Below are 13,374 nucleotides of genomic sequence, written 5' to 3' on the forward strand. Positions count from 1 at the left end.
ATCTGCCCATTCTGGAGAGAGTGCTGAATTAGGCCGCGATTTCAGGCTCCCTGCTGGCCTGGTGGCGCCTGCTCCTGGCGGGGGCTATGAAAGAAGCGGGACCGGCGCTGGCCGGGGTCGGCGTGGGCATGAAGCTTGCCTGCCTGGCCAAGTACCGCAGCTTTTGGGAAATCAGCAGCTTGGCACTCAACGTCGCGCTCCATCACGCCACCAGCTACAAATATGACCGGGCGATTTCGCTGGGTCCGCAGGTCATCCGTCTGCGCCCGGCGCCCCATTGCCGCACGAAGGTCGCCAGCTATTCGCTGAAAGTCGTTCCCGAAAATCATTTCATCAATTGGCAGCAGGACCCGCACGGCAACTGGCTGGCGCGTTTCGTTTTCCCGGAGAAGACGACGAAGTTTTCCATCACGGTTGATCTCGTCGCCGAAATGGCGGTGGTCAATCCGTTCGACTTTTTCGTCGAGCCCTATGCGGAAACATTCCCCTTCGCCTATTCGGATGAATTGCAGGTTGAACTCGCTGCCTATTTGGAACTCGAGCCAGCAACGCCGCTGCTTGATCAGTTCATTGCCGGGTTGCCACAGGGGCGGACGCGCACGGTCGATTTCATCGTCGATCTGAATGCGCGGCTGCAACAGAAGATCCGTTATGTGATCCGCATGGAAGCCGGCGTGCAGATGCCGGAGGAGACGCTTGAACTGGGCACAGGCTCGTGTCGCGATTCCGCCTGGCTTCTGGTGCAGATCCTGCGCCGGCTGGGCCTGGCGGCGCGTTTCGTCTCCGGCTATCTCATCCAGCTCAAGGCCGATGTCGATCCGATCGATGGCCCTCAAGGCACGCAACAGGATTTTACCGATCTGCACGCCTGGGCTGAAGTTTATATTCCCGGCGCTGGCTGGATCGGTCTTGATGCAACGTCTGGCATGTTGTGTGGTGAAGGCCATCTGCCGCTGTGCGCCACGCCGCATTATCGTTCCGCCGCGCCTATCACCGGCCTCGTCGATCCCGCCAATGTCGAATTCCACTTCGACATGCATATCAACCGCATCAACGAAGTGCCGCGGATCACGCTGCCGTTCTCACCCGAAGCCTGGCAGTCTCTCGACGCGCTCGGTGATGCGGTTGATCGCGATCTCGTCGCGCAAGACATGCGCCTGACCATGGGCGGCGAGCCGACATTCATTTCAGTCGATGATTTCGAAGCGCCGGAATGGAACATCGCCGCTGTCGGCCCAACCAAGCGGGCGCTGGCGGATCAATTGATCCGTCGCCTGCAGGATCGTTTCGCGCCCGGTGGCTTCCTGCATTACGGCCAGGGCAAATGGTATCCGGGCGAAAGCCTGCCGCGCTGGGCTTTCTCGCTCTATTGGCGCAAAGACGGCAAGCCGCTGTGGGGCGATGCCAGTTTGATCTCGACCATGGACAATGGCGGGCGCGCCACGGTCGAGCAGGCGGCGAAACTCGCCGATGGTATTGCCGCGAAACTGGGCGTCGATCAGGCTTTCGTGCTGCCGGCATACGAAGACAGTGCGCATTGGATGGTGCGTGAAGGCAATCTGCCGTTCAATGTCGATCCGTCCGATCCGAAGATAGACGATGCGGAAGAACGTGCCCGCATGGTGCGCACGTTCGAGAGGGGTCTGTCGCAGCCAAGTGGTTTCGTGCTGCCGGTGCAGCGCTGGAATGCGCAGGCTGCACCACGCTGGCGCAGCGAGAAATGGGCGCTGCGCCGTGGCAAGCTGTTTCTGGCGCCAGGCGATTCACCGATCGGTCTGCGCCTGCCGATGGGGGCGCTGCCCTGGGTGCCGCCGGCGGCCTATCCCTATACCAATGAGCAGGATCCGCTGGAGCCGCGTGGACCTTTGCCTGATCCGGAGCATTTGCAGCAGGCGCTGGCGGTCGATAGCGGCGGTGGCGATCGGCAGACTGTTATCGAGCAATCGCCCATCGAAGGCGCCGTGCGCACGGCGCTGACGGTGGAGGTGCGCGACGGCCTGCTCTGCGTGTTCATGCCGCCAGTGGAAAAATTCGACGACTATGTCGAGCTGCTGGCCTCCGTCGAAGCGGTGGCGCGTGAGAAGCAGCTACCGATCCACATCGAAGGTTATACGCCGCCGTTCGATCCGCGCGTCAACCTCATCAAAGTGACGCCCGATCCTGGTGTCATCGAGGTCAACATCCATCCGGCCACCTCCTGGCGCGAGGCGACCGCGACGACGATGGCTCTGTATGAAGAAGCGCGGCTGACGCGGCTCGGCGCCGATAAATTTCTAACCGATGGGCGCCACACCGGCACGGGCGGCGGTAATCATCTGGTGTTTGGCGGCAGTACGCCAGCCGATTCTCCCTTCCTGCGCCGGCCCGATATGTTGCGCAGCCTGGTGCTTTACTGGCAGCGCCATCCGGCTTTGTCTTATCTGTTCTCCGGCATGTTCATCGGCCCGACCAGCCAGGCGCCGCGCGTCGACGAGGCGCGGCATGACTCGCTTTATGAACTGGAGATCGCGCTGGCCAATACGCCAATGCCAGGCGAGGGCGCCTTTCCGACCTGGCTGGTGGACCGGCTCTATCGCAATCTTCTGGTCGATGTCAGCGGCAACACCCATCGCGCTGAAATCTGCATCGACAAGCTCTATTCACCCGACAGTTCCACCGGCCGTCTCGGCCTGGTCGAGTTCCGCGCGTTTGAAATGCCGCCTGATGCGCGTATGTCGCTGGCGCAGCAATTGTTGCTGCGCGCGCTCATGGCTTGGTTCTGGCGCGAGCCGCAGCAGGGCAATCTCGTGCGCTGGGGCACGTCGCTGCACGATCGCTTCATGCTGCCGCATTTCATCTGGGAGGATTTTCTCGGCGTGCTGCGCGATCTCGGCGGCGCTGGTTATGAATTTTCGCCGGAATGGTTTCAAGCGCAGTTCGAATTTCGCTTTCCTGCCTATGGCACCATCGAGCATGGCGGCGTGACGTTGGAGGTGCGGCAGGCGCTGGAGCCTTGGCACGTACTGGGCGAACAGGGTGCATCTGGCGGCACGGTGCGTTTTGTCGACAGTTCAGTTGAACGCTTGCAGGCCAAGGTGAGTGGTTTCGTGCCGGGCCGGCATGTGATCGCCTGCAACGGCCGGCGTATGCCGATGACCTCCACGGGCGCTGCCGGCGAGGCCGTGGCTGGCGTGCGCTTCAAGGCGTGGCAGCCGGGCTCGGGCATGCATCCGACGATCGGCGTGCACGCGCCGCTGACCTTCGACATCATCGATTCCTGGAATGGCCGTTCGCTCGGCGGCTGTGTTTATCACGTGGCCCATCCAGGCGGTCGCAATTATGAGACATTTCCGGTGAATTCTTATGAGGCGGAGGCCCGGCGACTGGCGCGGTTCCAGGATCACGGGCATACTCCGGGGCGTGTCGAGCCGCCGCGCGAGGAAATTCCAGGGGAGTTTCCGATGACATTGGATCTGCGGAGGAAGATTGGCAGATGAGCTCCTGTCCCCCGTGCGCACGCCACAGCGCGCACAGGCGTGGACACAATCCTATGCACCGCTGCCAGGTATTCCCGATGAGTTCATAGGACCTGACGGGAAGCCGCGCGCTTATTGGCATGGCTTCCTCGACGCGCTCGGCCAGTTCGATCAGGAGGATCTTGATCAACGCTTGGCGACCGCCGAACGGCGCATGCGCGAAGGCGGGGTGTCCTATCGCATCCAAGGCGAGAGCCACGAACAGTCCTGGCCGCTGAGCGGATTGCCGCTTTTGATCTCGCAGGCGGAATGGAACGACATTTCCGCAGGCGTGGTGCAGCGCGCCACCTTGCTCGATCGTATCACCGGCGATCTTTATGGCGAAGGCCGGCTGGTGCGCGATGGCGCGTTGCCGGCTGCTGTGGTCGCCGGCTCGCCGGAATTCCTGCGGCCGATGGCAGGTACCAAGCCTTTTGGCGGACATTGGCTGCATTTCTATGCCGCCGATATCGGGCGCGGTCCTGACGGGCGCTGGTGGGTGCTGGGCGATCGCACGCAAGCGCCTTCGGGCTCTGGCTATGCGCTCGCCAACCGCCTGGTAACGTCGCAGGCTTTCCCCGGTCTTTATCGCGACATGAACGTGCAGCGGTTGGCGCCGTTCTTCCGCGCGCTGCGGGACGGGCTGGCCCATGCGGCTGAGCGCTCCGACCCGCGCATCTGTCTGTTGACGCCGGGCGCGTTCAGCCAGACCTATTTCGAACAGGCCTATCTGGCCCGCTATCTCGGCTTCCTTTTGGTCGAAGGCGCTGATCTCGTTTGTGCCGACGGCAAGATCTATGTGCGCACCATCGCAGGCTTGAAACGCGCCGACGTGATCTGGCGGCGGATCGATTCAGAATGGTGTGACCCACTTGAACTCAACGGCGCCTCGCGCCTGGGCGTGCCGGGTCTGCTCGACGTAGCCCGGCAGGGCAAGGTGACGATGGCGAATATGCCGGGCACTGGCCTGCTTGAAGCGCGCGCCTTCCAGGCCTTCATGCCGTCGTTGGCGCGCCATCTCTTGGGCGAAGATCTGCGCCTGCCCAATATCGCGACGTGGTGGTGCGGGCAGGAGCGGCAACGCCGCGAAGTGCTCGAGCAGATCGATAATCTGTCGGTCTCGGGCGCCTTCGCCAATCAATTGCCGGGATTCGATGGACGCCACAGCGCGCTTGTCGCCGAACTGCCGCGCGCCGAGCGCGACAGGCTCGTCGACGCGATAGCAGCGCGCGGCATGGATTATGTCGGCCAAGAAGTGGTGCGTCTGTCGACGACGCCGGCCTGGGATACAAGCCAGGGCCAGGCGCGTCTGGCGCCAAGGCCTTTTGTGCTGCGCGTGTTCGCGGCGGCGACGCCCGATGGCTGGCAAGTGATGCCCGGCGGCTTCTGCCGTGTCTCCGATCAAGCCGATGCGCGTGCCGTGTCGATGGATGCAAGTGTCCGTTCGGCCGATGTGTGGGTGCTGGCGGACAAGCCGGTGGAGATGGAAACCTTGCTGCCGTCTGGCGACGAGGTGCGCATCGTGCGCCTGCTCGGCAATCTGCCGAGCCGTGCCGCCGACAATCTCTATTGGTTTGGCCGTTATCTCGAGCGGGTCGAAGCGATCTTACGCATCGTGCGTGCTCTGGTGGCGAAGTCGCTGGATCCCGATGCATCAGCGCGAGTCGATCATGGCCCGGCGGAACGTTTGCAGCGGCTGCTTGTCTCCTGGGATGCGGCGCCGCGCGTTGTAGCAAGCAGTCTGTCTCTCGACATGGCGCAGGCGGCGCTGCATGACGAGAACAATTATGGCTCGGCCTTGTCGAACACGATCGCGGCACGGCGCGCGGCCTCGTCGATCCGCGAACGGCTTTCGCCCGATGTCTGGCTGTTGATCGCGCGCCTGGAGGCTATTCTACGTGCGCCCTTGAAGCAGAGCGCCGTCGAGGCAGGCGTTCTCGAGCAAAGCGAACTGGCCTTGCAGGTGATCGCCGCTATCGCCGGTTTTGTGAACGAGAACATGAACCGGGTGGCGGGCTGGAGCTTCCTCGATATGGGCCGCCGGATCGAGCGCGGCATCAACACCTTGCGTTTCGTCAGTCAGTTCGCCGGCGATGATGCCGATCTTGAATTGCTCGATGTGCTGCTTGACCTGATCGATTCACAGATCACCTATCGCTCGCGTTATCTCACTGGCGCCACACTGGCGCCGGTGCGCGACATGGCGATGCTGGATGCGTTCAATCCGCGCTCCGTGGCCTTCCAGGCCGGGCGGATCGAGGAACATCTCGCCGGCCTGCCGCTGCTGCGCGAAACCGGCATGCTCGAACAGCCGCGCCAGATCGCGCTGAAGCTGAAGAGCGATCTCGAGGTGGAGGATGCCCGGAACCTCAATGGCCAGGCGATTCATGACTATGAAAACCGACTCATCGCGCTCGCCATCGCCGTTGCCGATCGCTATTTTCTGCACGATGCCAGCGAGCCGAGCCCCGGCAAAGTGATAGGTCTCGCGTGATTTACGACGTCACTCACCTCACCAGTTATGAGTACGAGCTGCCGGTGGCCTCGGCCGATTTCATGCTGTGCCTGACGCCGCATGAGGGCAATGGCCAGCATGTGATCAACACGCGCATCGAGATCGATCCGCCGGCAATGGATTTGCAAGCGCGCCAGGATTTCTTCGGCAATCGCACGACGGTGCTGAAAATCGCCCGGCCGCATCAGGCGCTGGACATCCGCACCGTGTCGCGGATCCAGGTGGACCGGCCACAGGCGCCGGCGGCGGCTCTGACGCGCCCCTGGGAAAGAGTGGCGCAGGACGCGCTGAATGCGCCGTCGCTTGGCCCGCAATCGCCGGTGCATTTCCTCTATGCCAGCCGGCTGGCGCATCTCTATGCGCCGGCGACCCAGTTCGCGCGCGTCAGCTTCATGCCCGGCCGCCCGGTGCTCGAGGCTGGCATTGAACTGATGACGCGCATTCGCGACGAATTCCGCTATGTGCCGGGCACGACGGCGATCTCGACGCCGTTGGCGCAGGTCTTCGATCAGCGCAGCGGCGTCTGTCAGGATTTCGCCCATATCATGATCGCCGGCCTGCGTGGCCTTGGCCTCTCGGCCGCTTATGTGAGCGGCTATATCCGCACCATTACACCGCCGGGACGACCGCGCTTGCAGGGCGCTGACGCGTCTCACGCCTGGGTGTCGTTGTGGTGCGGCGCCGAATTCGGCTGGATCGGCCTTGATCCGACCAATGCCCTGTTGATCGGTGACGATCATGTGGAGGTGGCCACCGGCCGCGACTATAGCGACGTGTCGCCGGTGAAAGGCGTGTTCATTGGCTCGGGTCGCGACAGTCTGACGGTTAGCGTCGATGTGGCGCCGGTCTAAGTCTGAATAGTTTATATCTCAAGATGATCTGATCGAACGATCTCGGCCAAGCGATATGTCAAAGGATGATGATGCAGAGTTTTTCTTTAACAGAGCCAGCTACTATCTTCTGGCGTGACAATCTCGAAGAGATGAAGATTCGTCCTGAGTCTCGTTATTTTCCACAAGTTCAGGACGCAATAATCTGGGCGTTCGAAACTCTATCTACTGATCAGCGCTGGTCAGCTAAGTTGAGGCTTGAAAAGGATCAACGGGAACTTCCACTAACGGAGACTGAGGAAATCTATAAATCCTTCAAGTCGAACTAAGTGGCCATAAAGATGTTTCGTATTTGCGCAGGGCGCTAGAATCTGTAATCCCCGCGTCAGCAGGTTGAGCGCGCGGGGCGGCGGAAGCGAGAATGGCCAAGACTTCTCAAAACAAGACTTCTCAAAAGACCTATCGGCTGAAACTCGGGGAATCGGCGATCCATGGGCGCGGCCTGTTCGCCGCCGAGCGAATTCCGGCCGGCGCCTGGATCATCGAATATACCGGGCAGAAGATCTCCTTGGCCGAGGGACGGCGGCGCGACAAATTCTATAATTCCATCGGCTATACGCTGCTGTTCAAGCTCGACGGCCATTATGTCGACGGGCTCGTTGGCGGCAATGAGGCGATCTATATCAACCATTCGCTGACGCCGAATGCCGATGCGATCATGCACCGCGGTGGCGTCTGGATTCGTGCATTGTGCGATATCGCACGCGGCGCGGAACTGACTTACGATTATGGTTTCGATCCGGCCAATCCGCCGGGGACGAAGCGTCGGGGCAGCAAGCGTAAGAAGCCAGCCTAACGATTTCTCGGTGGGCTCTACGCTAAGGGACGGTGACACGTGATTGTTTCATCCTTGAGCGGCTTGCCGGCATTCGCTGCCTATCTGGTTGCCGCCATCGGCTTCTGCGCCTTGTTCCTTCTCATCTATACGAGCATCACCCCGCATCGCGAATTCAATTTGATCGTCGAGCATCACAATGCTTCGGCGGCGGTGGCGTTGGGCATGAGCCTCATCGGCTTCGCGCTGCCGTTGACGGCGGCGATCCGCCATTCGGCCGGCATGATCGATTTTGCGATCTGGGCGCTGGTCTCGCTGGTGGTGCAGGTGGCTGGCTATGGTCTGGCGCGCCTGGCGCATCCGAAACTGTCGCAGAGCATCGAAGAGAATTCGATTGCCTCGGCGATTTGGCTCGGGGCCGTCTCTTTGACGATGGGGATCGTCAGCGCCAGCAGCATGACGCCATGAGGCCGACATGAGCGCCGATCCCATCAAACCTTCCGCACAGCGCCCGATTAATCTGGGCAAAGCTGGCGCGCTCCCGTCCGGCCAGGTGGGCAAGCCGCGCATGTCGGCTGGGCGTAAGAGCACGCTCGCTGTCGGCCTCATTGCGGCCGGTGGCATTTCGATCTTTGCCTTCTTGCCGGGCGAGCAGTGTGAGGCCGATCCGGTGACCGGCCAGCAGCAATGCAGTTCGCGGAGTTCATCGAGTAGTTCGTCCCACGGCGGGGGCGGATCGTCTCACTCCTCGTCGTCTTCGGGATCAACGAGTTCGGACGCCGGATCGGGCACCAGCTCGGTCGCGCGCGGCGGTTTTGGATCAAGCGGTGGGCTGCATTTCTTCGGCGGCGGTTAGATGAGACGCCAGCGTATCGCGCCGCGTCCTGACTTCGCCGATTACGCGCAAAAAATCGGTTTCACCTATCACGCGGCCGATGGGCAGCCCTATTGGCAGGACGAAGCCTATTATGCGTTTACGCTCGATCAGATCGAGAACCATCTTGAAACGCCGACGCAGAATCTTGCGGCACTCTGCCTTGATGTGGTGAGCCGCATCGTCAGCAGCGAAAAGGATCTGACGCGGCTGCGGATTCCGGCCCATGCCTGGCCGCTGATCCTCGACAGCTGGCGTAAACGCCAACCTTCGCTCTACGGCCGTTTCGATCTGGTCTATGACGGACGCGGCCCGGCGAAACTGCTGGAATATAATGCCGACACGCCGACCTCGCTGTTTGAATCGGCAGTGGTGCAATGGCATTGGCTGGAGAATGGCCGCCAACGCGGCGCCTTGCCCGAAGATGCCGATCAGTTCAATTCGATCCACGAGGCGCTGATTGAGCGCTGGAAAGTGATCGTCGGCGCTGGCCATGTGCATTTCTCCTGCATGAAGAACACGCCGGAAGATGAAGGCACGATCGGCTATCTGGCCGATTGCGCGGCGCAGGCCAGGCTTGGCGTCTCGTCGATCTATATCGACGAGATCGGCAACGATGGTGCGCGCTTCGTCGATCTGGCCGAGAAGCCGATCGACTGGCTGTTCAAGCTCTATCCGTGGGAATGGATGCTGGTTGAGGAATTCGGCCGGGCGCCGGCGATGCAGGCCACCCGCTTTCTCGAGCCGCCGTGGAAGAGCGTTTTGTCGAACAAAGGCCTGCTGGCGTTGCTATGGGAGGCGGAGCCGGGCCATCCCAATCTGCTGCCGGCTTATTTCGCCGATGAGCCGGGCGCGGCGAAGCTCGCGCGCAATCATGTGCGCAAGCCGATCTATTCGCGCGAAGGCGCCAATATCGACATGGTCGATCGTGGCCGCACCATTGCCCAGTCCGAGGGGACTTATGGGGCCGAGGGTTTCATCGTGCAGGAGCTGGCCATGCCGCCGCGCTTCGATGGGCTCTACGTGACAACCGGCAGCTGGATCGTCGGCGACAAGGCCTGCGGCATCGGTCTGCGCGAGGATGCAACGCCGATCATCGGCAATATGTCACGCTTCGTGCCGCACGCGATCGTCGGCTGATCAAAACCCGCGACGCGTAAAGCGCCGCGGGCGCATTTCATTTGATCCGGTGATTACATCGCCGGCAGAACGGCCATGTCGCGGATCGTGCCGTTGACGCCTGTCAGCGCGCCGGCGCTGGTGGCCTTTGCCGTCGTCAAATCGACTTTATAGAGGGCATTGCCGGAGATGAGCCAAGCCTCGTTGCCACCCTTGCCATCGGAAGCGATGTCGAAGGCGGTCGCCTTCTCCGTCAGGCCGAGCTTGCCGATGGTGGTCAAAACGCCGTCATTCGGCGGTGCCTGCTTCACGAGGGTCCAGTCGGTGCTGTCGATATTGTAGAGAGTGGTTTCCTTGGCGCCCTTCATCGAGTTGACGTAAGCGCCGGCCACGACCTTCGGCGCCTTGCCTTTCATCGCGTCGGTTTCAGCGAAGTTGAGTGGCTTGTCGGTGGTGACTTTGCCGTCATCGACATTGGCGCGCAGATTCATGCCGTCCGAGCCGATGACGCGCAGGCGATCGGCAACCGGGTTGAAATCAACCGTCGCCATCGTGCCTTTTGGCAGCATCACGTCGAGCTTCGATTTCACGGTTGCCTTGCCGCTGGCGGTGTCGATGGTGACGACGGTGCCATCCTCGAGCAGTCCATAGAGCATGCCGTCGGCCGGCCGCACATCGATGCCGGCCAGTTTGCCGGTGACGCCGGAGACATTCCAGGTCTTGGCGGCCATCTTGCCGGAGGGATCTACGACCGTAATGGTGGCATCGCCGGTGAGGATGGCGACAGAGTTGGCGCCGGCTTGGCTGGCGAATGCCACGGAACCGAGCAGTGCGGCAGCGAAAAGCGAGGTTTTGTACGACGCATGGTACATGGGTGTCTCCCGTTTACAGAGGCAGCTTGAAGCCACACTCGCAGGGGATACCCACCGCGCAGGCGCGCCGATGCAGCAAACAGGGCAAGAATATTTTTTCTTTTCGCCGCATCCAATCGAATGTGCCGTGCGTATAAGCGCTTGAGCGGACGTGTGCGTTGAGTGCGCGCTTGGCTATGCAAGAGGCTTGCCTGTGAAAGAGGGAGTGTGCGGATGACGGTCTCGGTCGTCGTCGATCTCGATGAGCTGATCCAGGCCTGTGCTTCAGGCGACCGTGCCGCCTTGCGCGCGCTTTACGATATGGAAGCTTCGAAGATGATCGGGGTCGCGCAACGGCTGCTGAAGCGCCGCGCCTTGGCCGAGGAGGCCGTGCAAGAGGCTTTCGTCTCGATCTGGAATAAGGCCGATACGTTCGATGCGACGCGCGGCGGCGGGAGAACCTGGATCTATGCCATTTTGCGCCATCGCGCCCTCAATATGTTGCGCGGCGAACAGCGCCTGGAGTTTTCCGATGCCCCGGTGGGAGAGGAACAGGCCAGCGAGGATGATGATCCCGAAGTGATCGTCACCCGGCTCTCCGATACAGCGGCACTGCGCCGTTGCCTGCAAGGATTGGCGGCTGAGCGCCGCGCGGCCATTGTTCTGGCTTATGTGCATGGTCTGTCCCATTCCGATCTCGCGACCAAACTCAGTATGCCGCTGGGGACCGTGAAATCGTGGCTGCGGCGCAGCCTTATCTCCCTGCGGGAGTGCATGGGATGAGCGATCCGGTGGAAACGCCTGAAGAGGCCAGGGATGCTCTCGCCGCCGAATATGTTCTTGGCCTTGTCGACGCGGTTGATCTGCCACGTCTGGAGACGTTGATGGAGACAGATGTCGATTTAGCCCGTCGCGTCGGCGCGTGGCGGCAGAGGTTGGGCGCGTTGGACGAGACGGCTGTGCCTGGTCGCGCCAATGAGGCCCTGTGGTCGCGGATCGATGTGGCGCTCAATCCACGGACGGCGACGGCCGTTGCGCGTCGTCCCGTGGTGGCGCCATCGCGATGGGCGGCGCTATGGGACTCGCTGGCTTTCTGGCGTATGACGGGTCTTGCCGCTGTCGCGGCGGCCCTCGTGCTGGCGGTCGGCATGGGCTATTTCGCCCATCAGGCCGGTCAACAGCCGGTGCTGGTGGCCGTGTTGATGACCGATCAGAACGAGGCTGCCGCCGTGGTTCGCGCCTTCGCCAATGGCCGCGCCGAATTGCAGGCGATCAAACCGATCGCGATTCCTCCGGGCCGGGCGATCGAAATCTGGACCTTGTGGGATCGCACGGTCGGGCCGAAATCGATCGGCCTGATCCAGAACGTCTCGGGCAAGATCGATCTGCGGCTCGATGGCCTGCCGCGTCCAACAGCAGGCCAATTGTTCGAGATGACGCTTGAACCGGCGACTGGCTCGCCGATCGGCCGCCCCACCGGACCGATCCTTAACAAGGGCAACGCGGCCGTTGCCCTTTAGATTGGCGCGCGCTCTGGTGCTTTGCTGGCGAGTACCAGAGGCAGGCCAACGAGGACGACGACGATGCCGACAAGCGCACCCCAGCCGGTATAGGCCAGGCTCGAATAGAGCAGATAGGCGCAGATGCCGACGAAGATCGCCGGGGTCAGCGGATAGAGCGGTACTTTGAACGGCCGCACGCGCTGCGGCTCGCGGATGCGGAAGACGAACAGCGACAAGCCGGTGAGCAGCAGGAAGAACCAGAAGACCGGCGCGGTGTAGTCGACCATGGTGCTGAAGCCGTCACGGGTGATCGTTCCCAGGCCGACGAGGGCGAGCGAAATCGCGCCCTGCAACAGCAGCGCATTGGCGGGATTGTCGCCGCGTTCGCTCCAGACGCCCAGGCGCGCGATCAAAGGCAGATCGCGGCCGAGCGCGTAATAGACGCGCGCGCCGGTGAAGATCGTGCCGTTGAGGGTCGACAGCGACGACAGGCAGACGGTCAGGGCGAGGATGGCGACGCCGGTGCTGCCCAAGGCGATCTGCATGAGATCGGCGCCGGGCGCTTTGCTGGCGGCAATGCCGCCGATGCCGAAGGCTTTCAGGAGAGCGAGGTTGAAGGCGACATACAGCACGGTGACGACGGCCGTGCCGATCAGAATCGCGCGGGTCATGTCGCGCTTCACGTCGCGCAATTCGCCGGAGAGATAGGCGATCTCGTTCCAGCCGCCGTAGCTGAGCAGCACCAGCACCATGGCCAGGCCGAGCATGCCGCCGGCATTGGGGCCGGCGGGTTTGGCTTCCGCGCCGCCGACGGTGAAGCCAACGACGACGACCACGATGATGGCGAGGACAGTGCAGGTTTCGAGCAGTTTCTGCGTGCCAGCACCTGGCTGGGTTCCGGCAATGTTGACGGCGGTGAACAGGATGACGGACAGCGCTGCATAGATCGCCGGGCCATTGGGGCCGAGCGGCAACAATTGCTGGGCATAGTCGCCGAAGACGAAGCCGACGAGGGCGATGGCGCCGGTCTGAATCACCGTGCCGCGCGCCCAGGCAAACAGGATCGCGAGTTTGCGGCCATAGGCACGGGACAGAAACTGATATTCGCCTCCGGCATCGGGATAGGCCGCCGCCAGTTCGGCATAACAAAGCGCGCCGATCAGGGTGGCGAGACCGCCTGCAATCCAGGCGCCGATGAACAGGACTTCGCTGCCGGTGGCTGCGGCGACGATGGGCGGCGTGCGGAAAATGCCGACGCCGATGACGATGCCAACGAAAAAGGCGACGGCGTCGGTGACGGTCAGCACGCGGCGCGGGGCGGCCGCTGTTTCAGAAGTCATCGGAGATTCCGTTA

General features: G+C 62.2%; 11 protein-coding genes. 9 read left to right on the plus strand and 2 right to left on the minus strand.

Annotated elements, in window-relative coordinates:
* Positions 1-179 precede the first annotated feature (179 nt).
* From BLW50_RS25740 to BLW50_RS25775, 7 genes are all read left to right on the plus strand, one after another.
* A complete protein-coding gene (locus BLW50_RS25740; RefSeq protein ID WP_090709716.1) occupies positions 180-3,476 on the plus strand; it encodes a transglutaminase family protein in 3,297 nt (1,098 codons plus the stop codon).
* On the plus strand, positions 3,466-5,988 hold the full coding sequence (locus BLW50_RS25745) for a circularly permuted type 2 ATP-grasp protein (RefSeq protein WP_244544393.1): 2,523 nt from the start codon (positions 3,466-3,468) through the stop codon (positions 5,986-5,988). Before BLW50_RS25740 ends, BLW50_RS25745 begins: the two co-directional genes overlap by 11 nt.
* A complete protein-coding gene (locus BLW50_RS25750) occupies positions 5,985-6,860 on the plus strand; it encodes a transglutaminase family protein (RefSeq protein ID WP_090707686.1) in 876 nt (291 codons plus the stop codon). The genes BLW50_RS25745 and BLW50_RS25750 overlap by 4 nt, the downstream gene beginning before the upstream one ends.
* Before the next feature lie 400 nt (positions 6,861-7,260).
* Complete coding sequence (locus BLW50_RS25760) at positions 7,261-7,695, plus strand: SET domain-containing protein (protein WP_090707688.1); 435 nt, start codon at positions 7,261-7,263, stop codon at positions 7,693-7,695.
* Positions 7,696-7,734: 39 nt separating this feature from the next.
* A complete protein-coding gene (locus tag BLW50_RS25765) occupies positions 7,735-8,142 on the plus strand; it encodes a DUF350 domain-containing protein (protein WP_090707689.1) in 408 nt (135 codons plus the stop codon).
* Between the two features lie 7 nt (positions 8,143-8,149).
* A complete protein-coding gene (locus BLW50_RS25770) occupies positions 8,150-8,530 on the plus strand; it encodes a hypothetical protein (RefSeq protein WP_090707690.1) in 381 nt (126 codons plus the stop codon).
* Positions 8,531-9,688, plus strand: a complete 1,158-nt coding sequence (locus tag BLW50_RS25775; RefSeq protein WP_090707691.1) for a glutathionylspermidine synthase family protein — start codon at positions 8,531-8,533, stop codon at positions 9,686-9,688.
* A 53-nt stretch (positions 9,689-9,741) separates the two neighbouring features.
* Here BLW50_RS25775 and BLW50_RS25780 read toward each other — a convergent pair whose 3' ends face one another.
* Positions 9,742-10,539 (minus strand): DUF4394 domain-containing protein, encoded by a 798-nt coding sequence (locus tag BLW50_RS25780; RefSeq protein WP_090707692.1) that lies wholly within the window; start codon positions 10,537-10,539, stop codon positions 9,742-9,744.
* A 213-nt stretch (positions 10,540-10,752) separates the two neighbouring features.
* Here BLW50_RS25780 and BLW50_RS25785 point away from each other — a divergent pair, with 213 nt between their 5' ends.
* Both BLW50_RS25785 and BLW50_RS25790 read left to right on the plus strand, forming a co-directional pair.
* Positions 10,753-11,301 (plus strand): sigma-70 family RNA polymerase sigma factor, encoded by a 549-nt coding sequence (locus tag BLW50_RS25785; protein WP_090707693.1) that lies wholly within the window; start codon positions 10,753-10,755, stop codon positions 11,299-11,301.
* Positions 11,298-12,038 carry an anti-sigma factor gene (locus BLW50_RS25790; RefSeq protein WP_090707694.1) on the plus strand — a complete coding sequence of 247 codons (741 nt, stop codon included), beginning with the start codon at positions 11,298-11,300 and terminating at the stop codon, positions 12,036-12,038. Before BLW50_RS25785 ends, BLW50_RS25790 begins: the two co-directional genes overlap by 4 nt.
* Here the strand turns inward: BLW50_RS25790 and BLW50_RS25795 are convergent.
* The gene (locus BLW50_RS25795) at positions 12,035-13,360 is read right to left on the minus strand and encodes an APC family permease (protein ID WP_090707695.1); all 1,326 of its coding nucleotides are present in this window, start codon (positions 13,358-13,360) and stop codon (positions 12,035-12,037) included. The genes BLW50_RS25790 and BLW50_RS25795 overlap by 4 nt on opposite strands.
* Positions 13,361-13,374 lie beyond the last annotated feature (14 nt).

The sequence above is a fragment of the Beijerinckia sp. 28-YEA-48 genome (assembly GCF_900104955.1).
In the GTDB taxonomy this organism is placed as follows: Bacteria; Pseudomonadota; Alphaproteobacteria; order Rhizobiales; family Beijerinckiaceae; genus Terripilifer.

What these genes read in the sequence shown, in the direction of transcription:
- BLW50_RS25760 (WP_090707688.1), top strand. Translation starts at nt 7,261, where the DNA reads ATGGCCAAGACTTCTCAAAACAAGACTTCTCAAAAGACCTATCGGCTG.
- BLW50_RS25770 (WP_090707690.1), top strand. Translation starts at nt 8,150, where the DNA reads ATGAGCGCCGATCCCATCAAACCTTCCGCACAGCGCCCGATTAATCTG.
- BLW50_RS25775 (WP_090707691.1), top strand. Translation starts at nt 8,531, where the DNA reads ATGAGACGCCAGCGTATCGCGCCGCGTCCTGACTTCGCCGATTACGCG.
- BLW50_RS25780 (WP_090707692.1), bottom strand. Translation starts at nt 10,539, where the DNA reads ATGTACCATGCGTCGTACAAAACCTCGCTTTTCGCTGCCGCACTGCTC.
- BLW50_RS25785 (WP_090707693.1), top strand. Translation starts at nt 10,753, where the DNA reads ATGACGGTCTCGGTCGTCGTCGATCTCGATGAGCTGATCCAGGCCTGT.
- BLW50_RS25790 (WP_090707694.1), top strand. Translation starts at nt 11,298, where the DNA reads ATGAGCGATCCGGTGGAAACGCCTGAAGAGGCCAGGGATGCTCTCGCC.
- BLW50_RS25795 (WP_090707695.1), bottom strand. Translation starts at nt 13,360, where the DNA reads ATGACTTCTGAAACAGCGGCCGCCCCGCGCCGCGTGCTGACCGTCACC.